The sequence below is a fragment of the Pseudomonas glycinis genome, from assembly GCF_054871425.1.
In genome coordinates this window covers 145,183-166,193 of sequence record NZ_JBTYHF010000002.1, presented here as the reverse complement: position 1 = coordinate 166,193, position 21,011 = coordinate 145,183, and the positions used below count along the sequence as shown (strand labels likewise).

Below are 21,011 nucleotides of genomic sequence, written 5' to 3'. Positions count from 1 at the left end.
ATGTCGACTGGTACACCGCATTCGCGAGCAGGCTCGCTCCCACAGGGTTTTGTATTTGGCCTTGAGTTAAACGAACTGCGCCGCAGCGTAACCAGAGGCCCAGGCCCACTGGAAATTGAAGCCGCCCAAGTGCCCGGTGACGTCAAGCACTTCCCCAATGAAGTACAGGCCCGGGCTTTTCAGCGACTCCATGGTCTTCGACGACACCTCGCGGGTGTCGACGCCGCCCAGGGTCACCTCAGCCGTGCGATAGCCTTCAGTCCCCGCCGGCACAACCTTCCAGCTGCCGAGCTTCTCGGCAATCTCCGCCAGTTCAGCGTGGGTGTACTGCTTCATCGGTTTGGAGACAAACCAGTTGTCCGCCAGCAGATTGGCCATCTTCTTGGTGAAGATCTCGCCAAGCAAAGTCTTCAGCTCGCTGTTCGGACGCTCGGCGACTTGCTCTTGCAGCCAGCTCGCCGCGTCGTGATCCGGCAGCAGGTTGATTTCCACCGTGTCGCCGGGTTCCCAGAACGAGGAAATCTGCAGAATCGCCGGGCCGCTGAGGCCACGGTGAGTGAAGAGGATGTTCTCGCGAAAGCTCTGGTCATTGCAGCTGACCAGACAATCCACCGAGGTCCCGGACAGCTCTGTGCACAACTCTTTGAGCTGGTCGGTAATGGTGAACGGCACCAGGCCGGCGCGGGTCGGCAGCAGTTCATGGCCGAACTGTTTGGCGACTTGATAACCGAAACCGGTGGCGCCCAGGGTCGGAATCGATAGCCCGCCGGTGGCGATCACCAGCGACTGGCACTGGACTTGGCCGAGGGTGGTGTCGAGCAGATAACCGCTGTCGGTTTTTTCGATGGTCTGGATCGAGGTGTCCAGGTGCAGCTCGACGCCGGCCTGATCGCACTCATCAAGGAGCATGCCGAGAATGTCGCTGGATTTGTTATCGCAGAACAGCTGGCCGAGTTTCTTCTCGTGGTACGGCACGCCGTGTTTGCCGACCAGGCCGATGAAATCCCACTGGGTGTAACGCGCCAGCGCCGATTTGCAGAAATGCGGGTTCTGCGAAAGGAAATTGCTCGGTTCGGTGTACATGTTGGTGAAATTGCAGCGGCCACCGCCGGACATGAGGATTTTCTTGCCGGCCTTGTTCGCGTGGTCGAGCAGCAACACCTGACGCCCGCGCCCGGCGGCGGTCAGGGCACACATCAAGCCGGCGGCGCCAGCGCCAATGATCACGACTTCGGTAGAGCGCAAAACGGTGTCCTCACACAATGATCGTTCCCACGCTCTGCGTGGGAATGCCGCCATGGACGCTCTGCGTCCGTTGTTATGTGACGCGGAGCGTCACGGGATGCATTCCCACGCAGAGCGTGGGAACGATCAGGTCAGAGAATACGCACGCGCAACGAGCGGCCCTTGATCTTGCCGTCGTTCAGGCGCTGCAAGGCCTGCATGGCCACGGTGCGCTCGACAGCGACGTAGGCCTGGAAATCGAAGATCGCGATCTTGCCGACCTGCGCACCGGGAATGCCCGCTTCGCCGGTCAGTGCGCCAAGAATGTCGCCCGGGCGCACTTTGTCTTTACGGCCAGCGCCGATGCACAGGGTGGTCATCGGCGGTTGCAGCGGCGCCAGGCCCTGGGACTTGAGGTTGTCGATCTGATCCCAGTTCAGCGGCGCTTTCTGCAGTTGTTCGATGGCTTGCGCACGATGAGCTTCGGACGGCGCGACCAGGCTGATGGCGATGCCTTTCTCGCCCGCGCGACCGGTACGGCCGACGCGGTGGATGTGGATTTCCGAATCGCGCGCCAGCTCGACGTTGATCACCATGTCCAGCGCATCGATGTCCAGACCACGGGCGGCGACGTCGGTGGCAACCAGCACCGAGGTGCTGCGGTTGGCGAACATCGCCAGTACCTGATCACGATCACGCTGTTCCAGATCGCCGTGCAGGCCAACGGCGGAAATACCTTTGGCGGTCAGGTGATCGACGGTTTCCTGAACCTGCTGCTTGGTGAAGCAGAACGCCACGCAGGACGCCGGACGGAAGTGGTGCAGGACTTTGGTCACCGCGCTCATGCGCTCTTCCGGGGAAATCTCGTAGAAGCGCTGCTCGATCTGCGTGTCGTCGTGGAAGGCTTCAGCCTTGACGGTCTGCGGATCGCGCATGAATTTCGAAGCCAGTTGCTTGATGCCCACCGGGTAGGTCGCGGAGAACAGCAGAGTCTGCCGGCGCTCCGGGGTCTTGATGATGATGTCTTCGATGGCGTCGTAGAAACCCATGTCGAGCATGCGGTCGGCTTCGTCGAGGATCAGCGTGTTCAGGCCATCGAGCACCAGCGAACCCTTGCGCAGGTGCTGCTGAATGCGCCCCGGGGTGCCGACGATGATGTGCGCGCCGTGCTCCAGCGAAGCGATCTGCGGGCCGAACGAGACGCCACCGCACAGGGTCAGGACTTTGATGTTGTCTTCGGCGCGGGCCAGACGACGGACTTCCTTGGCCACCTGGTCGGCCAGTTCGCGGGTCGGGCAGATCACAAGCGCCTGGCACCCGAAGTAGCGCGGGTTGATCGGGTTGAGCAGGCCGATGCCGAACGCGGCGGTCTTGCCGCTGCCGGTCTTGGCCTGGGCGATCAGGTCCATCCCCTTGAGGATCACCGGCAAGCTCTGCGCCTGGATCGGCGTCATCTGGGCATAACCGAGTGATTCGAGGTTAGCCAGCATGGCGGCGGACAGCGGCAGAGTATTAAAAGCGGTGGCGATGGTGGTCACGGGACTGGCCTGCAAAACAAAATGTCGCGCAGTGTAGCAGCCCCGTGCCAGTTTCCTCGACAGTTCTGGACGAACAGCGATTGAATCCGAGGCAGGGATTACCTGTGGCGAGGGGATTTATCTGTGGCGAGGGGATTTATCTGTGGCGAGGGGATTTATCCCCGATGGGGTGCGCAGCACCCCCCAATACCTGCCACCTCAATTCATCAGGCTGACCGCATACAACCTTTTTGGGGCTGCTGCGCAACCCAGCGGGGATAAATCCCCTCGCCACGGAAGTCCTTCAGCAGCCACAGAAGTTTTTCAGCAGAATCAGTGTACGATGTGCTCCTGCGGCCGTTTCGCCCGGCGCCCGTCTTCCTTGGACAGCTGCGAGAAAATCGTCGCCGCCAGCATCGCCATCACGCCGACCGTGACGAAGGTCAGTTGGAACGCGCCGAGCACGGTTTCCACGCCATCGTTGCCGACCTTCGCAGTGAAGCCACCAAGCAGCGCACCGGCGCAGGCCACGCCGAGGCTCAGCGACAACTGCGCGACCACCGACAGCAAACTGTTGCCGCTGCTGGCGCTGGCATCGTCGAGGTCGATCAGCGTCACCGTATTCATCGCGGTGAATTGCAGCGAGTTGATTGCCCCCAGCACCGCCAGCAGGCACAGCAGCAGCCAGTACGGCGTCTGTTCGCTGACCAGCCCCATGCTCGCCAGCATGATCCCCAGCGCCAGCGTGTTGCCGGTGAGCACGATGCGATAGCCGAGGCGTTCGATCAGCGGCCGCGCGACCCACTTGGCGATCATCGCCGCAGCGGCCAGTGGCAACATGCTCATCCCGGCTTGCGACGGCGAGTAACCCAACGCGACTTGCAGCAGTAGCGGTACCAGAAACGGCAGGGCGCCGCTGCCCAGTCGCGCGAACAGGTTGCCGAGAATGCCCACGGCGAACGTGCGGGTCTTGAACAGCGAAGGCGCAAACAGCGGATTCTCGATATGCCCGGCGCGCAGCCAGTACGCCGCCAGACAGGCCATGCCGGCGAACAGCAGCAACATCACCCGCAGGTGCGGCAGGTGCAGTTCACCAAGACCTTCCATGGCAATGGTGATGAGGATCATCGCCGCGCCGAACAGCAGAAAACCGAGGCTATCGAAGCGCGTGCGCTCCGTGCCGCGCAGGTCGGGAATGAATTTCCACACCGCATAACAGCCGATCACCCCGACCGGCAGATTGATCAGGAAGATCCAGTGCCACGTCACGTATTCCACCATCCAGCCGCCCATGGTCGGGCCGATCAGCGGGCCGAGCAGGCCGGGAATGGTGATGAAACCCATGATCCGCACCAGTTCCGAGCGCGGGTAGGCACGCAGCACCACCAGTCGCCCGACCGGCAACATCAGCGCACCGCCGAGGCCCTGAATCACCCGCGCACCGATAAGCATGCTCAGGCTGCTGGACAAGGCGCAGAGCAACGAGCCGAAACTGAACAGCAGAATCGCGCCGAAGAAGATTTTCTTGGTGCCGAAGCGGTCGGCGATCCATCCGGAGGCCGGGATCAGCAGGGCCACGGTGAGCATGTAGGCGATGATCACACCCTGCATGCGCAACGGGTCTTCGGCCAGATCGCTGGCCATGGCCGGCAGCGCGGTATTGAGGATGGTCCCGTCGAGGGACTGCATGAAGAACGCGATGGCGACGACCCACGGCAACCAGCGGGCGGTGATGGCGTCGAGAGGCGGGCGGTTGGGCATGGAACCTCTTGTGGGTGGTTAATCCAGATTTTTGTTCAAACATGAAACCCTGTGGCGAGGGGATTTATCCCCGCTGGGTCGCGCAGCGGCCCCAAAAAAGCGGGACTGCTGCGCAGTCCATCGGGGATAAATCCCCTCGCCACAGTTTCTATTCCAACAGTTGATCCCCTGTGTGCCGGGGAGCTTTGTTTTACAGCGTTAGGGTCAACCGGCTGACCAGCGCCCCCGGCAACAGCGATGACGAGGTATTGCGCTGGCTGTAGGTACTCGCCGAGAGCAGCAATTCACGCTCGGTAGTCAACGCTTCCAACTGCGAGCCGAGCAGGTTGTAGGCGCTGTCATCGAAACGCATGGTGCTGACCGGCGCCTGGATTTCGCCGTTCTCGACCCAGAAGGTCGCGAAACGGGTCATGCCGGTCATGCGCGCCGCCGGTTGATCCGAGTAGTTCAGGTACCACAGATTGCTGATGTACAGCCCGGTGCCCAACTGCTTGAGGATCTCTTGCTGCGACAGATCACCGGCGGCCATGTTCAATGCACTGGGCATTTCGCCGCCGCCCGCACCGTTCGCCGCCAGACCATATTCGGCGGCGCTGCGCGAGCCGACCAGTTGATCACCGGCCCGGCCTTCGATGATCAGACGCAGATCGCTGCGCGGATATCCCTCGGCGGAAAACGCCGGGCTCAGGGATTCGCTGACTTTCTCATCCAGCGACACCAGCGGACTGAACGCCTGATCGCCGACGTAGAGTTTCTGCAACGGACTGCTCTTGCTGGCGATCGATTGCGCCGAGAACCCGCCCCAACTGAGCATGCCCATGATTTCTTCCAGTGCCGCCGGCGCCAGATAGGCGCGGTACTGTCCCGGTGCCAAAGTGCGTAACGGTCGGCCGAGAAACTCCAGCTGTTCGCGGGCCTGGGCGAAACGCCGGGCGAAGCCCTCGTCGCTCCAGTCATGCCCGGCATAGCTGGCCTTTACCGCTTCGCCGTTTTCATGGAACAGGCTGAAGTCGAAGTTGAAACTGTTGGCTTCATGCCAGCCGAACGCGCCGGCGGAGCTGGCGAAACCGCGGCTGATCGGGCCGGCAGCATAGAAACCGACCAGTTCCAAACCTTCAGCGGCAGCGCAGATTTGCCCGACGACATCTTCGGTGTCCGGCAGCGGATGCGCTTGTACGTGCGTGCTCTGCCAGCTGTTGTGATTGAGCAGCAGGTACGGATCCTGCGGCAGCAGCGGCAGGGTTTCGCGCAGTTGTTGCAGGCCCTCGGCGAGCCGTTGCAGATCGGCTTCCTGATCCCCGGACAAGGTGATCTGCAGGTCGGCGTGGCGACCGTCGTCGATCAGTTTCAGGCCGACGTTGGCCTGCTGTACTTGCCCGGCCTGGCGCACCTTGGCGTGATTGAAGCGCACGAACGCCGAGGCTTCGGCGGCGTAGCTGAGCGTGAACTGTTCCGGCTCGCGCACGCTGTCGCGCAGCCAGTTGACCATGACCTTGAAGGCGTCGGACTGACGCTTCGAAATGCTCATCAGGCGTCTCCCCCAAACACATCAATGTTGCTGAATACGCAGGCCGGCGAAGCGTGGCCGACGCGAATCACCTGGTTCGGTTCGCCCTTGCCGCAGTTCGGCGTGCCCAGCACCTTGACGGTGTTGGCATCGCCGACGGCGCGCAGGCTCTTCCAGAAGTGCGCGGAAATGGCCCGGTAGTTGGGATTTTTCACCACGCCTTTAAGTTCACCATGCTCGATCAGCTGGCCCCATTCGCAGCCGAACTGGAATTTGTTGCGCGCATCGTCGATCGACCACGAGCGATTGGTGCTCATCAGGATGCCGTGCTCGATACCACCGATCATCTGCTCCAGCGTCTGATCGCCCGGCTCGATGTTGAGGTTGGCCATGCGGTCGATCGGTGGCCGGTTCCAGCCGCAGGCGCGGCTGTTGGCAACGCCTTCGAGGCCGGCACGATACTGCGACAGTGCCCCACCCAGTGGGCGCAGCAACAGGCCGTCGCGGATCAGGAATTGTTTGCTCGCCGCAGTGCCGTCGTCGTCATGGCCGTAGCTGGCGAGTTCTTCCGGGATGCCCGGGTCGAAGGTTACGTTGAGCAGGTTGGAGCCGTATTGCAGGCTGCCGAAATCGCTGGTCTTGACGAAACTGGTGCCGGCGTAATTGCGCTCATCGCCGAGGATGCGGTCAAGCTCCAGCGGGTGACCGATGGATTCGTGGATCTGCAGCATCATCTGATCGGGCATCAGCAGCAGGTCGCGCCGGCCTTGCGGGGTGTTCGGCGCGAGCAGCAGTTGCAGGGCCTGGTCGGCGACTTGCGGACCGGCACCGACCAGGCCGCAGCGGCTGATGACGTCGGCGCCACCCTGTTGGCCGAAATTCTCGCGGCCGAGGCTGCGGGTCTGGCTGTCGTTGCCGTCGTAGGCGGTGACGTCGAGGCTCGGATAAACGAAGCGCTGGGCCTGGCGCAATTCGGCGCCGGCGCTGCTCAGGTAGATCTGCTCGACGTTAGTGATGCCGATGCTCACCTGCCAACTGACCAGGCGTTCATCCTTGGGCACCGAGGCGGACTCCGCACCGAGCAGATCGAAGCATTCGCTCAGGGACGGGAAGGTCTGTTCGAGGTTGGGTGAAAAATAATCCGCGCGGTCACTGGAAAGCGTCTGCTCGCGCAGATCGAGCAAGGCGTGCGGCTTGAGCCGGCGGGCCTGTTGCTCGGCGCGCTCGAGAGCGGCTTGCAGGCCTTGTTGCGAGAGGTCATTGGTCGCCGCATAGGCTTCGACGCCATTGACACGTACGGTGAGCATCGCCCCTTCATCGCGGCTCAGGCTCGGCGGTTCGGCGACGTTCTTGCGCACCGACAGAAACTGCCCGGACTCGCGCACATACCGCAGGGAAAAAAATTCAGCGCCCGTGCGCAAGGCAGCAAAGCGCTGCTTGAGCTGGGGGTGGAAATCGAACATTCGGGAACCTCCTTGTAATGGAGTAGCGGCATGGCGACAGCGGGGAGGGGTGAAACGGTTGCGCGAGGTCTAGAGTAGGCCTGCGTGGGGGTAGGATCAAGTGAAGAGGGGGTGTAGGAGGATTTACTGTGCCCGACAGCAGATCGTTCCCACGCTCTGGGTGGGAATGCCGCCATGGACGCTCTGCGTCCGCTTTGGGACGCGGAGCGTCCCGGGATGCGTTCCCACGCGGAGCGTGGGAACGATCAGGGGAGGTATTACGACTTACTGCGTAACCGGTGTGATATCCCGCATCGGCTTGCCCTTGACCGGGGCGCCGTTCGCAACGTAGTACGCAGCATTGCTGCGGGGCAGCGGCTTGCGGCCGCGGATCTTATCGGCGATTTTCTCGGCCATCATGATCGTCGGCGCGTTGAGGTTGCCGGTGGTGATGATCGGCATGATCGAAGCATCGACCACGCGCAGGCTCTGCATGCCGTGCACACGACCTTCGCCATCGACCACGGCCATCTCGTCGGTGCCCATCTTGCACGAGCAGGACGGGTGGAACGCGGTTTCAGCGTGCTCGCGGATGAACTTGTCGAGCTGCTCATCGGTTTGCACGTCGATGCCCGGGCTGATTTCGCGACCACGGAACGCGTCGAGGGCCGGCTGCTGCATGATTTCGCGGGTCAGGCGGATGCCGTCGCGGAATTCCTGCCAGTCCTGCTCGGTGGCCATGTAGTTGAAGAGGATGCTCGGGTGCTGGCGCGGGTCCTTGGATTTGACTTGGATGCGACCACGGCTCGGCGAGCGCATGGAGCCCATGTGCGCCTGGAAACCGTGTTCTTTCACACCGTTGCTGCCGTTGTAGTTAATCGCCACCGGCAGGAAGTGGTACTGGATGTTCGGCCATTCGAATTCCGGACGCGAACGAATGAAACCGCCGGCCTCGAACTGGTTGCTGGCGCCGATGCCGGTGCCGTTGAACAGCCACTCGGCACCGATCGCCGGCTGGTTGTACCAGAGCAGCGACGGGTACAGCGAAACCGGTTGGGTGCAGGCGTATTGCAGGTACAGCTCAAGGTGATCCTGCAGGTTTTCACCGACACCCGGCAGATCGTGGACCACCGGGATGTCGAGGCTTTCCAGCAGTTTCGCCGGGCCGACACCGGAGCGCTGCAGAATCTGCGGCGAAGCGATGGCGCCGGAGCACAGCAGGACTTCCTTGCGCGCCTTGGCTTCAACACGTTCTTCAGCGTCACCGATCAGGTAACGCACGCCGACCGCGCGCTTGCCTTCGAACAGAATCTTGTCGGTCAGGGCGTGGGTGACGATGGTCAGGGTCGAACGCTTCTTGGCGATGTCGAGGTAGCCACGGGCGGTGGAAGCACGGCGGCCGTTCGGCGTCACGGTGCGGTCCATCGGGCCGAAGCCTTCCTGCTGGTAACCGTTGAGGTCTTCGGTGCGCGGGTAACCGGCCTGCACGCCGGCTTCAACCATGGCGTGGAACAGCGGGTTGTTGCCGGCTTTCGGCGTGGTCACGCTGACCGGGCCGTCGCCACCGTGGTAATCGTTCGGGCCGATGTCACGGGTTTCAGCTTTGCGGAAGTACGGCAGGCAATCGAGGTACGACCAGTCTTCCAGGCCCGGCAGTTTCGCCCAGCCGTCATAGTCCATGGCGTTGCCACGGATGTAGCACATGCCGTTGATCAGCGAAGAGCCGCCAAGGCCCTTGCCGCGACCGCATTCCATCCGGCGACCGTCCATGTGCGGCTCTGGATCGGTTTCGTAGGCCCAGTTGTAGCGACGACCCTGCAGCGGGAACGCCAGCGCGGCGGGCATCTGCGTGCGGAAGTCGAGGCGGTAGTCCGGCCCCCCGGCTTCGAGCAGCAGAACGGTGACGCCTTCGTCTTCAGTCAGACGGGTCGCAAGTGTGTTACCTGCAGAGCCGGCGCCTATGATGATGTAGTCATATTCTTGAGTCATAAATTCTCCTGCGGGAGCTACAAGCCACTAGCTTCTAGCTGCAAGGAAAAGCAGCGAGCGGTGGCTTCGAAATCGGGGAGGGCGGCAAGCCCAAACTGCTTTTACTTGCAGCTTGAAACTTGCCGCTTGCAGCAGATCAGCTAGCTGATCAGAACACCGAGACGTAATCGCCCAGCTCGACCTGTACCGATTTGATGCGGGTGAAGTTGTTCAGCGAGCTGATCCCGTTCTCACGGCCCACACCCGACTGCTTGTAGCCGCCGACCGGCATTTTCGCGTCGGACTCGCCCCAGGCATTGATCCAGCAGATACCGGCTTCCAGTTGATGGATCACGCGGTGGGCGCGGTTCAGGTCTTTGGTAACGATACCGGCGGCCAGGCCGAAGTCGGTGTCGTTGGCGCGGCGGATCACTTCTTCTTCGGTTTCGTAGGAGAGGATCGCCATCACCGGGCCGAAGATTTCTTCGCGCACGATGGTCATGTCGTCGGTGCAGTCGGTGAACACGGTTGGCGCAACGAACGCGCCTTTGGCGAATTCGCCGTCGGTCAGACGACCGCCGCCGCACAGCACGCGTGCGCCTTCTTCTTTACCCTTGGCGATGTAAGCCAACACGCTTTCCATGTGCGGGAAGCTGACCAGCGGGCCGAAGTTGGTGTTTTCGTCTTCCGGGTTGCCAACGCGGATGCGGGCAACGCGCTCAACGATCTTGGCCTCGAACGCCGCTTTCAGGTGCGCCGGTACGAACACGCGAGTGCCGTTGGTGCAGACCTGACCGGAGCTGTAGAAGTTGGCCATCATCGCGGTGTCGGCAGCGCGATCAAGATCGGCGTCGTCGCAGATGATCAGCGGCGACTTGCCGCCCAGTTCCATGGTCACGTCTTTGAGCGACGAAGCCGAAGCGCTGGCCATGACTTTCTTGCCGGTGTCGGTGCCGCCAGTGAAGGAGATTTTCTCGATGCGCGGGTGCTCGGTCAGCCAGGTGCCGACTTCGCGGCCGCTGCCGGTCAGGACGTTGAACACGCCGTTCGGCACGCCCGCTTCGGTGTAGATCTCAGCCAGTTTCAGAGTGGTCAGCGAGGTGACTTCGCTTGGCTTGAAGATCATCGCGTTACCGGCGGCCAGGGCTGGAGCGGATTTCCACAGGGCGATCTGGATCGGGTAGTTCCACGCGCCGATACCGGCGACCACGCCCAGTGGTTCGCGACGGGTGTAAACGAAAGAGGTGTCACGCAGCGGGATCTGCTCGCCTTCGATGGCGGGCACCAGGCCTGCGTAGTATTCCAGCACGTCAGCGCCGGTGACGATGTCGACGTACTTGGTTTCGGAGAAGGATTTGCCGGTGTCCAGGGTTTCCAGCGCAGCCAGCTCATCGTTGCGCTCGCGCAGGATGTCGACGGCGCGACGCAGGATGCGCGAACGCTCCATGGCGGTCATCGCGGCCCAGATTTTCTGGCCCTTTTCGGCGCTGACCACAGCGCGCTCGACGTCGTCTTTGGTCGCACGTTGCACCAGTGCGAGGACTTCACCGTTCGCCGGGTTGATGGCTTCGAAGGTGGCGTCGCTGCCGGCGTCGGTGTACGCGCCATCGATGTAGAGTTTTTGCAGTTCGAAACGGGCCATAGTGTCCTCGCAAGTGCATTGGTGGTTGGCGTTGACCACCGCGATGACGCTGCGGTGGAGTTCAGGGGCCGAGCATTTTCTGTGTGCTCTAGCTCACCTTCTTGGCCAATTGGAAATCCATGTATTCGTAAGCGATCTGTTGCGCCTGCGCCGTGTCGAAAGCGTCTCCCGACAGCGCGCCGCGCAACCACAAGCCGTCAATCAACGCTGCCAGACCCCGGGCGGCGCTGCGCGCATCTTCGAGCGGCAGCACGCGGCGGAACTGGCAGCACAGGTTGGAATACAGACGGTGATCGTTGATCCGCTGCAACCTGTGCAAAGACGGCTGGTGCATGCTGGTGGCCCAGAAGGCCAGCCAGGTTTTCATTGCCGGGCCATTGACCTGGCTGGCGTCGAAGTTGCCTTCGATGATCACCTGCAGATGCGCCCGTGGGCTGTCATCTGCCAGCGCCTGACGGCGCGCGGTGACGCTCTCGCTGAGGGCGGTCATCAGGTACCGCATCGTGGCGGCGATCAGGCCGTTCTTGTCCTGAAAGTAATGACTGATGATGCCATTCGAGACACCGGCCAAACGGGCGATCAGCGCAATGCTGGCGTCCCCCATTCCGACCTGATCGACCGCTTGCAAAGTGGCTTCGATCAGTTGTTGGCGGCGGATGGGTTGCATACCGACCTTGGGCATCTTGCACATCTCCTTAGGCCTTCCGAGGGGCGAATAACGCCGATCGGATTGAGGGCCAGTCTATTTTGTTTTGATTGAACGTTCAATCAACAAAGAATAAGATCTGCGACAATTCGTCGCTGCCTACAGAAAATTCCTACGCGTAATGACGATAAAAACCGACACCTGAAACGGCTCGAAACCTGCGCGGGGCATGGCGCGGTTCGCGATTCGATGGACGTGTTGAAAGGGCAAGACGCTCGGGGCCAGGTTTCGGATGAACGTCCGTCGCCTCTGGCCACGAAAGCGAATACGCAACGCCATTTCGGCAGGTTCGGGCTTTTTTCGGAGTGTCTTTATATCACCCGCCGGTCGGCTGCCAACTAACCGATTGGTCGGGTTCCGTGATGCCTTGTGTTCTTCTCTCGCACTGCCTGGAGCATTTGTGCCATGAGTTCTGCCTCGCTAATAAAGACCCCGCCCGAGAAGGTGACGGTCAACGGTTGGGTGTTCTACACCTCGACCGCGCTGATTCTGTTGTTGACCGCCATTCTGATTATCGCCCCGCAAGAGGCCGGCAGAATGTTGGGCATGGCCCAGGCCTGGTTGTCGCGCAGCTTCGGCTGGTACTACATGGTGGTGATCGCTGCCTACCTGGTGTTCGTGGTCGGTCTGGCGTTTTCCTCGTACGGCAAACTCAAACTGGGCAGCAAGGACGACACCCCGGATTTCAGTTACGGCGCCTGGGCGGGGATGCTGTTCTCGTCGGGCATCGGCATTTCGCTGCTGTACTTCGGCGCGTCCGAGCCACTGGATCACTATTTCAATCCGCCGGAAGGCACCTCGGCCACGAATATGGCCGCGCGGCAGGCGGTGCAACTGACTTTCCTGCACTGGGGCCTGCACGGCTGGGCGATTTACGCTTTGGTCGGTCTGGCGGTGGCGTATTTTGCCTATCGGCATAACCAGCCGCTGGCGCTGCGTTCGGCGCTGTATCCGCTGGTCGGCGAGCGCTGGGTCAAGGGTGCGGCCGGGCACGCGGTGGACGGCTTCGGCATGTTCGTAACGCTGCTGGGTCTGGTGACCAACCTGGGGATTGGCTCGCTGCAAGTGTCGTCCGGGCTGGAAAACCTGTTCGGCATGGAGCACAGCAACACCAACCTGCTGATCGTCATCATCGTCATGAGCACCGTGGCGACCATCGCTGCCGTGTCGGGTGTGGAAAACGGCATTCGTCGTCTGTCCAACCTGAACATCGTGCTGTTCAGCGGCCTGCTGATTTTCGTCCTGCTGTTCGGCCCGACTTTGCACCTGCTCAACGGTTTCGTGCAGAACATCGGTGACTACCTCAACGGCGTGGTGCTGAAGACCTTCGACCTGTACGTCTATGAAGGCGACAGCGCCAAGTCCGACCGCTGGTTGGGCCTGTGGACGCTGTTCTACTGGGCGTGGTGGATTTCCTGGGCGCCATTCGTAGGCATGTTCATTGCGCGGATTTCCCGTGGTCGCAGCGTGCGTGAACTGGTCGCTGGCGTGCTGCTGATTCCGCTGGGCTTCACCTTGGCGTGGCTGTCGATCTTCGGCAACTCGGCGCTGGATCTGGTGATGAATCAGGGCGCGGTGGAGCTGGGCAAGACGGCGTTGGAACAGCCGTCGATGGCGATCTATCAGTTGCTTGAGCATTATCCGGCGTCGAAAGTCGTCATCGGGGTGTCGATCTTTGTCGGCTTCGTGCTGTTCCTGACTCCGGCCGACTCCGGCGCGGTGATGATGGCGAATCTTTCCTGCAAGGGCGGCAACGTCGACGAAGACGCGCCGCACTGGCTGCGGATCTTCTGGTCGGTGGTGATCACGCTGGTGACCATCGGCCTGCTGTTCGCCGGCAACTTCGAAGCCATGCAGACCATGGTGGTGCTGGCCGGCCTGCCGTTCTCGGTGGTGCTGATCTGCTTCATGTTCGGCCTGCACAAGGCGATGCGCCAGGACGTGCAGATCGAACAGGAGCAAGCGCAACTGGCCGAGCGCGGACGCCGTGGTTTCAGCGAGCGCCTGACGCAACTGGATCTGCAGCCGAGCCAATCGGTGGTGCAGCGCTTCATGGACAAGCACGTCACCCCGGCGCTGGAAGATGCAGCGGCGCAATTGCGCAATCAGGGCATTGAAGTGCAGACGCTGCTGGGCAAGGCCAAGCGTTGCATGGGCGTGCGGGTCGAGATGGAAGAGGGCAACCCTTTCGTTTACGAAGTGAGCCTGGATGGTTATCTGGCGACCCCGACCGAATCGGCGCAATCAGATGAAGCGCGTCAGCGTTATTACCGCGCTGAGGTGTATCTGCACAATGGCAGCCAGGATTACGACTTGATGGGCTTCACCCCGGAGCAGATCACCCGAGATGTGCTGGATCAGTTTGAAAGCCATCGGCAGCTTCTTGGCCGGGTGTATAGCTAAACCTTGAGATTCAGCGGTGCAGTCAGCTGCACCGCTGAACCATTGTGGCGAGGGGATTTATCCCCGTTGGGCTGCGAAGCAGCCCTGAAACCGTCAAACGCGGTTTTACTCAATTACCGCGATTGACGACTTGGGTCCGCTTCGCGCCCCATCGGGGATAAATCCCCTCGCCACAGGTTCTCTGTTTGCAGTTGAATATCTGTACGAACAAAAACGCCGCGAAAGTCTCGCGGCGTTTTTGTGTCTGCGGACTTTACCCCAGATTCTTGCCCAACAACGCGTGATACAACTCGCTGTCGCCGAGAATCCCCACCACATGATTGTTATCGTGCAGCACCAGCTTGTTGCCGGTCTGATAACGGATCTGCAGCGCGTCACGCATGCCGATGTTCGAGTCCACCAGCGTCGGTTTGCGCTCCAGGCCTTCCACTGCTTGCCCCGGTGCCCAGTTCTGCAGGTTCAGCACCGAGCCGTTCTGGCGTGCGCCTTTGATGGTGTTGCCTTCGGCCAGGTCCAGCCACGAGTCGCCGCCCGGGTCGAGGCACACCGAGCCGTTGATGCGTTTGCACTTGTCCAGCGTGCGCATCAGGCTGCGGCCGCAGAGCACGTTGAGCGGGTTGGTGTGGGCGACAAAGGTGCGCACATAGTCGTCCGCCGGGTTGAGGACGATTTCTTCCGGCACGCTGTACTGGATGATCCGACCGTCCTTCATGATCGCGATGCGGCTGCCGAGTTTGAGGGCTTCATCAAGGTCGTGGCTGACAAACACGATGGTCTTGCTCAGCTTGCGTTGCAGTTCCAGCAGTTCATCCTGCAGACCCTGGCGGATCAGCGGGTCGAGGGCCGAGAACGGTTCGTCCATCAGCAGAATATCGGCGTCCATGGCCAGCGCACGGGCGAGGCCGACGCGCTGTTGCATGCCGCCGGAAAGTTCGTCCGGCTTCTTGTTGCGCCATTGGGTCAGGCCGACCAGTTCGAGTTTCTCGTCGACCAGTTTCTTGCGTTCCTTCTCCGGTCGACCCTGCATCTCCAGACCGAAACTGATGTTCTCGCGCACCGTCAGCCAAGGCATCAGGGCAAACTTCTGGAACACCATGGCAATACGCTTGGTGCGCATCATCTTCAGCTCGGCGGGCGTGCAGGACGCGATGTCGATCTGACGGTTTTCATGCTCGACGAACAGCTTGCCGCGGCTCACCGTGTTGAGGCCGTTGATGCAGCGCAGCAGGCTCGACTTGCCCGAGCCGGACAGGCCCATCAGCACGCAGATCTCGCCTTTGTTGATGTCCAGCGTGGCTTTTTCCACGCCGACGATCTGACCGGTCTTCTTCAGGATCTCGTTGCGGGTCATGCCCTGATCGAGCAGCTTGAGGGCCTCGCGCGGGTCCTTGGAGAAGATTACGTCGACGTCTTCGAAGCGAATTATGCTCATGCGTCACCCCCTACTTTGGCGTCGGGTTGTTTGCAGATACGGTCGAGCATGATCGCCAGCAGTACGATTGCCAGGCCTGCTTCGAAGCCCAGCGCAATATCAGCAGTGTTCAGTGCGTTGACCACCGGTTTGCCGAGTCCGTCGGCGCCGACCAGTGCCGCGATCACCACCATCGACAGCGACAGCATGATGCACTGGGTGATGCCGGCCGCGATGCTCGGCATGGCGTGCGGCAGTTCGATCCTTGAGAGCAATTGGCGACGCGAGCAGCCGAAGGCCTTGCCGGCGTCCATCAGTTCTTGCGGGACATCGCGGATGCCCAGGTAGGTCAGGCGGATCGGCGCCGCGATGGCGAAGACCACCGTGGAGATCAGGCCCGGAACCACACCCAGCCCGAAGAGGGTCAGGGTAGGAATGAGGTAAACGAAGGTCGGCACGGTCTGCATCAGATCGAGCACCGGCCGCATCATGGTGTAGAACATCGGTTTGTGCGCGGCGACGATGCCCAGCGGCACGCCGATCAACACGCAGACCAGGGTGGCGAACAGCACCTGGGCGAGGGTTTCCATGGTTTCCTGCCAGTAACCGAGGTTGAGGATCAGCAGGAACGAGGCGACCACGAACGCGGTCAGGCCCCACTTGCGTTGAATCAGATGGGCAATGATGGCAATCAGGCCAATCAGCACCAACGGGTTGAACCAGGTCAGCGCAAACGTCACGCCGTGGATCATCGTTTCCAGTGTCACGGCGATTGCGTCGAAGGTGTTGGCGCCGTGTTGCGTCAACCACTCGACGAAGCCCGCGATGTACTGGCCTAAAGGTATTTTCTGATCAATCAGCATGGTAGTGAACGTCCGCATGCAAGGAAATTAACAGCCCGGGCAGGCACGCCTGCCCGGCATAAGCGGTGCCCCTCAAATCAAGGCGCGAGCTTGGCTTTCACGGCCTCCAGGCCTGGTTTACCGTCAATGGTGGTCACGCCAGCGAGCCAGGTATCGAGCACCTGTGGATTCTTTTTCAGCCAGGCCTTGGCGGCCGCGTCAGGCTTCATCTTGTCGTCGAGAATGTTGCCCATCAGTTCACTTTCCATGTCGACGGTGAACTCCAGGTTTTTCAACAGCTGACCGACGTTGCTGCATTCTTCGGCGTAACCCTTGCGGGTGTTGGTCGCCACGGTGGCTGCGCCGAAATCGGGGCCGAAGAAGTCGTCGCCGCCGGTCAGGTATTGAATCTTGAAGCGCTTGTTCATCGGGTGCGGTGCCCAGCCGAGGAAGACCACGGCAGTGTCGCGCTTCTGCGCCCGGTCGACTTGCGAGAGCATGCCGGCCTCGGAAGATTCGACGATCTTGAAGCCAGCGGTTTTCAGGCCGAAGGCATCCTTGTCGATCATGCTCTGGATCAGCCGGTTGCCGTCGTTGCCCGGCTCGATGCCGTAGATCTTGCCGTCGAGCTCTTTCTTGAATTTGGCGATGTCGGCGAAGTCATGCAGGCCTTTGTCGTACAGGGCTTGCGGCACGGCGAGGGTGTATTTGGCACCCTTGAGGTTGGTGCGCACGGTGTCGACGGTGCCGGCATCGCGATACGGCTTGATGTCGTTCTCCATGGTCGGCATCCAGTTACCGAGAAACACGTCCATGTTCTTGCCGTCGGCCAGCGACTTGTAGGTCACGGGCACGGAGATCATGGTGGTTTTGGTCTTGTAGCCGAGGGCGTTGAGAACAACGGAAGTGGTGGCGGTGGTTGCGGTGATGTCGGTCCAGCCGACATCGGAGAAGTTAACGAGGCTGCACTGTGCCGGTTCTGCGGCTTGCGCCAGTAACGGCAGACTCAGCAGGGCGGCCAACAACAACGACGGGGAACCTTTCATGGATGGACTCCTTGGTGTTTTTTTTGGCAGTGTTCCGACTGTGGACCACCGCACTTATGGGTTGCGGTTGGTGGCGTTCTGACGACAGCTCTACCGCAGCGCCTTGCAATCGAGTCATCCCGATCATGTACCAGTGAAAATCTGACGCCTACAGGGAGGGTCGTATCCAGTACAGGGATGGTCGCTTCCAGTGTCGGTGACGTCGCTTACAGCTTTTTTCCGCCCCCGATGACCTGCTCAACGGCATAAAAACGGCGTATTTGCGGGGCGAAAACGTAACGACGCTGCTGGACATGACTGCGTCGGTGTCAGACGCCGAGCGCGCCGACAAAAGCCCGATGATGCCGGCATTCGGCGGATCGCAGCTTGAGCGTAGCAGCTCCGCCAGCGGGCGCTTTTGCCGCCCGGACCGGTATTCTCAGGAGCTTCGCAGCAATGGCTATCAGCGTTTTCGACCTGTTCAAAATCGGCATCGGCCCTTCCAGTTCCCACACCGTCGGGCCGATGCGCGCCGCCGCATTGTTCGTCGAGTCGCTGCGCGGCAAGCACCAGCTGGAACAGGTGCGGCGCATCGAGGTGCAGTTGTTCGGATCGCTTTCCGCCACCGGCATCGGTCACGGCAGCGACAACGCGGTGATCATGGGCCTGATGGGCGAGTGGCCGGACGCAATCGACCCGGCGCAGATCGGCCCGCGCATTCAGGCGCTGCGTGAAACCCATACGTTGTTATTGGATGGTCGCCTGTCGGTGCCGTTTGTGTGGGCGCGGGACATGCGCCTGATCGATGAAAACCTGCCATTCCATCCCAACGCCATGACGCTGGTGGCCGAAGGCGAGTTCGCTGAGCTGCACCGGGACACCTACTATTCGGTCGGCGGCGGCTTCGTCGTTGATGAGGCGCAGGCCAGCAGCGGTGTGGTCGATCTGGATCGCACCGAATTGCCCTACGATTTCTCCAGTGCGGTCGAGCTGCTGGAGTTGTGCAAAAAACACAACCTGCGCGTTGCCGAACTGATGCTGGCCAATGAAAAGGTCTGGCGCAGTGAAGAAGAAATCCGCGCCGGGCTGATGAAACTGTGGCGAGCGATGCAGGATTGCGTCGAGCAAGGCCTCAAGCACGAAGGCATTCTGCCCGGCGGCCTGAACGTGCGGCGGCGTGCGGCGAAGTTGCACCGCAGCCTGCAAGAGCTGAATAAGCCCAATGTCATCGGCTCGACCCTGAGCGCGATGGAGTGGGTCAATCTGTTTGCTCTGGCCGTCAATGAAGAGAATGCCGCTGGCGGGCGCATGGTCACTGCACCGACCAACGGCGCGGCGGGGATCATCCCGGCGGTGCTGCACTACTTCATGAAATTCAGCGAGGCAGTCACCGACGCCAACGTCGTCGACTATTTCCTCGGCGCGGCGGCAGTCGGCATTTTGTGCAAGAAGAATGCTTCGATTTCTGGGGCCGAGGTCGGTTGTCAGGGCGAGGTCGGTTCGGCCTGCGCCATGGCAGCGGCGGGGCTGGCGGAGATTCTTGGCGCCACCCCTGAACAACTGTGCAATGCGGCGGAAATCGGCCTGGAGCACAACCTTGGTCTGACCTGCGACCCGGTTGGCGGGCTGGTGCAAGTGCCGTGCATTGAGCGCAATGCAATCGCGGCAGTGAAAGCCATCAACGCGGCGCAAATGGCCCTGCGCGGCGACGGGCAGCACTTTATCTCGCTGGACCGGGTGATCCGCACCATGCGCGATACCGGCGCAGATATGCATGACAAATATAAAGAAACTTCGCGCGGTGGCTTGGCGGTCAGTGCGGTTGAATGCTGACCGTGAACCCGTGGCGAGGGGATTTATCCCCGCTGGGCTGCGAAGCAGTCCCAAATCCTGCAATCGAGTTTTGCCTGACACACTTTGGTGAATGGATTTACGACTGCTGCGCAGCCGATCGGGGATAAATCCCCTCGCCACAGGTTGATCTAGCAGAGTGGAGTGCCAGACCAGTCAAAACTGCTCGACAAAAGAACACCACAATCGAGCTGCGCCACCTTTTGGCGCGTCGCAATCAGACAAGCGTCATTGCCAGTCGTGACTTGTCGGTCGTTACTCGACCGTCCGTCGTCCGTGCTTGCGGTGACACTCTGTGCAAATCCGCTGCAGGCCAGTTCCCACAAGTGCTACCGATCTGCTCACAGGCTGCGCGGCAGGGCTCTGGCGGCGCTTGATGGCACTTCGAAATGGCATGTTCCGAGGTCTCGGATAGACGCGTCGCGAGGTCGTTTTCAGGAGTTATTGAATGGCCGTCCAATTTCAGGCACGGCAATTGCTCTGTCATAACAAAGCCTGCTTTCTCCGTGAGACGCGGGCAATAACAAGAGCCTCCGCCTGAGGCCGCCACCCGCTTTGTGTGAGGAGATACCGCGATGACGTCGTTCAACTCCGGGGCCCAACCCCAGAACCGTGCGCCTCAATCCATCGGCTTTCTGCTGCTGGACAATTTCACGCTGATTTCCCTGGCGTCCGCCGTTGAGCCGCTGCGCATGGCCAACCAGTTGTCCGGTCGCGAGCTGTATCGCTGGAGCACCCTCACCGTCGATGGCGGCCAGGTCTGGGCCAGTGACGGTCTGCAGATCACTCCCGATGCCTCCATGCACAAAGCCCCGCCCCTGGACACGGTGATTGTCTGCGGCGGCATCGGCATTCAACGCACCGTAACCCGTGAACACGTCTCGTGGCTGCAAAGCCAGGCGCGCCAGTCCAAGCGGCTGGGCGCGGTGTGCACCGGCAGTTGGGCGTTGGCCTGTGCCGGTCTGCTCGACGGCTTCGATTGCAGCGTGCACTGGGAATGTCTGGCGGCGATGCAGGAAGCTTTCCCGCGCGTGGCCATGAGCACACGCCTGTTCACCCTCGACCGTAACCGCTTCACCAGCTCCGGCGGTACCGCGCCGCTGGACATGATGCTGCACCTGATCAGCCGCGATCACGGTCGTGAACTGTCGGCAGCGATCTCGGAAATGTTCGTCTACGAGCGCATCCGCAACGAACAGGATCACCAGCGTGTGCCGCTCAAGCACATGCTCGGCACCAACCAGCCGAAGTTGCAGGAAATCGTCGCGCTGATGGAAGCCAACCTGGAAGAGCCGATCGATCTGGATGAACTGGCGGTGTATGTCGCGGTGTCGCGTCGACAGCTGGAGCGGTTGTTCCAGAAATACCTGCACTGCTCGCCGTCACGCTATTACCTGAAGCTACGCCTTATCCGCGCCCGGCAACTGCTCAAGCAGACGCCGATGTCGATCATCGAAGTGGCGTCGGTGTGTGGTTTCGTCTCCACGCCGCACTTCTCCAAGTGCTACCGCGAATACTTCGGCATCCCGCCGCGTGACGAACGCGTGGGCTCCAACACCACCCAGCAAGTGGCGATGTTGCCACTGCCGCAGGCCATCGTGATGTCGCCGCTGTCGGGGCCGATGTCGGCGCTGAGTCAGGCGCGCAATGAGTCGACGTTTGCCAGTGTAAGGTTGTAGACCGAGTCTGATCGTTCCCACGCTCTGCGTGGG

General features: G+C 61.2%; 14 protein-coding genes. 3 read left to right on the top strand and 11 right to left on the bottom strand.

Going from position 1 to position 21,011, the window contains the following annotated elements; translation table 11 throughout:
* Window positions 1-66: 66 nt before the first annotated feature.
* From ACYSTU_RS04790 to betI, 8 genes are all read right to left on the bottom strand, one after another.
* Window positions 67-1,245, bottom strand: a complete 1,179-nt coding sequence (locus ACYSTU_RS04790) for a BaiN/RdsA family NAD(P)/FAD-dependent oxidoreductase (protein ID WP_471813795.1) — start codon at window positions 1,243-1,245, stop codon at window positions 67-69.
* 131 nt (window positions 1,246-1,376) lie between these two features.
* Window positions 1,377-2,762 carry an ATP-dependent RNA helicase DbpA gene (gene dbpA, locus ACYSTU_RS04785; protein ID WP_024014613.1) on the bottom strand — a complete coding sequence of 462 codons (1,386 nt, stop codon included), beginning with the start codon at window positions 2,760-2,762 and terminating at the stop codon, window positions 1,377-1,379.
* 312 nt (window positions 2,763-3,074) lie between these two features.
* A complete protein-coding gene (mdtD, locus tag ACYSTU_RS04780) occupies window positions 3,075-4,502 on the bottom strand; it encodes a multidrug transporter subunit MdtD (RefSeq protein WP_498996432.1) in 1,428 nt (475 codons plus the stop codon).
* Between the two features lie 190 nt (window positions 4,503-4,692).
* The gene (locus ACYSTU_RS04775) at window positions 4,693-6,030 is read right to left on the bottom strand and encodes a TldD/PmbA family protein (RefSeq protein ID WP_498996429.1); all 1,338 of its coding nucleotides are present in this window, start codon (window positions 6,028-6,030) and stop codon (window positions 4,693-4,695) included.
* Window positions 6,030-7,472 carry a TldD/PmbA family protein gene (locus ACYSTU_RS04770; protein ID WP_498996427.1) on the bottom strand — a complete coding sequence of 481 codons (1,443 nt, stop codon included), beginning with the start codon at window positions 7,470-7,472 and terminating at the stop codon, window positions 6,030-6,032. The genes ACYSTU_RS04775 and ACYSTU_RS04770 overlap by 1 nt, the downstream gene beginning before the upstream one ends.
* 264 nt (window positions 7,473-7,736) lie before the next feature.
* Complete coding sequence (gene betA / locus ACYSTU_RS04765) at window positions 7,737-9,440, bottom strand: choline dehydrogenase (protein WP_122612391.1); 1,704 nt, start codon at window positions 9,438-9,440, stop codon at window positions 7,737-7,739.
* 148 nt (window positions 9,441-9,588) lie between these two features.
* Entirely contained in the window at window positions 9,589-11,061 is a 1,473-nt protein-coding gene (gene betB / locus ACYSTU_RS04760; RefSeq protein ID WP_024014608.1) for a betaine-aldehyde dehydrogenase, read from the bottom strand.
* Between the two features lie 88 nt (window positions 11,062-11,149).
* Window positions 11,150-11,743, bottom strand: a complete 594-nt coding sequence (gene betI, locus ACYSTU_RS04755) for a transcriptional regulator BetI (RefSeq protein ID WP_008085771.1) — start codon at window positions 11,741-11,743, stop codon at window positions 11,150-11,152.
* A 486-nt stretch (window positions 11,744-12,229) separates the two neighbouring features.
* Here betI and ACYSTU_RS04750 point away from each other — a divergent pair, with 486 nt between their 5' ends.
* The gene (locus ACYSTU_RS04750; RefSeq protein ID WP_223630511.1) at window positions 12,230-14,170 is read left to right on the top strand and encodes a BCCT family transporter; all 1,941 of its coding nucleotides are present in this window, start codon (window positions 12,230-12,232) and stop codon (window positions 14,168-14,170) included.
* 253 nt (window positions 14,171-14,423) lie between these two features.
* Here the strand turns inward: ACYSTU_RS04750 and choV are convergent, their stop codons facing one another.
* From choV to ACYSTU_RS04735, 3 genes are all read right to left on the bottom strand, one after another.
* On the bottom strand, window positions 14,424-15,602 hold the full coding sequence (choV, locus tag ACYSTU_RS04745; protein ID WP_016772804.1) for a choline ABC transporter ATP-binding protein: 1,179 nt from the start codon (window positions 15,600-15,602) through the stop codon (window positions 14,424-14,426).
* Window positions 15,599-16,444 (bottom strand): choline ABC transporter permease subunit, encoded by an 846-nt coding sequence (gene choW, locus ACYSTU_RS04740; protein WP_016772805.1) that lies wholly within the window; start codon window positions 16,442-16,444, stop codon window positions 15,599-15,601. Before choW ends, choV begins: the two co-directional genes overlap by 4 nt.
* A gap of 77 nt (window positions 16,445-16,521) precedes the next feature.
* On the bottom strand, window positions 16,522-17,469 hold the full coding sequence (locus tag ACYSTU_RS04735) for a choline ABC transporter substrate-binding protein (protein ID WP_016772806.1): 948 nt from the start codon (window positions 17,467-17,469) through the stop codon (window positions 16,522-16,524).
* A 435-nt stretch (window positions 17,470-17,904) separates the two neighbouring features.
* Here ACYSTU_RS04735 and ACYSTU_RS04730 point away from each other — a divergent pair, with 435 nt between their 5' ends.
* Entirely contained in the window at window positions 17,905-19,281 is a 1,377-nt protein-coding gene (locus ACYSTU_RS04730) for an L-serine ammonia-lyase (RefSeq protein ID WP_324175652.1), read from the top strand.
* A 593-nt stretch (window positions 19,282-19,874) separates the two neighbouring features.
* Window positions 19,875-20,978 carry a choline metabolism transcriptional regulator GbdR gene (gene gbdR / locus ACYSTU_RS04725; RefSeq protein ID WP_007949927.1) on the top strand — a complete coding sequence of 368 codons (1,104 nt, stop codon included), beginning with the start codon at window positions 19,875-19,877 and terminating at the stop codon, window positions 20,976-20,978.
* Window positions 20,979-21,011 lie beyond the last annotated feature (33 nt).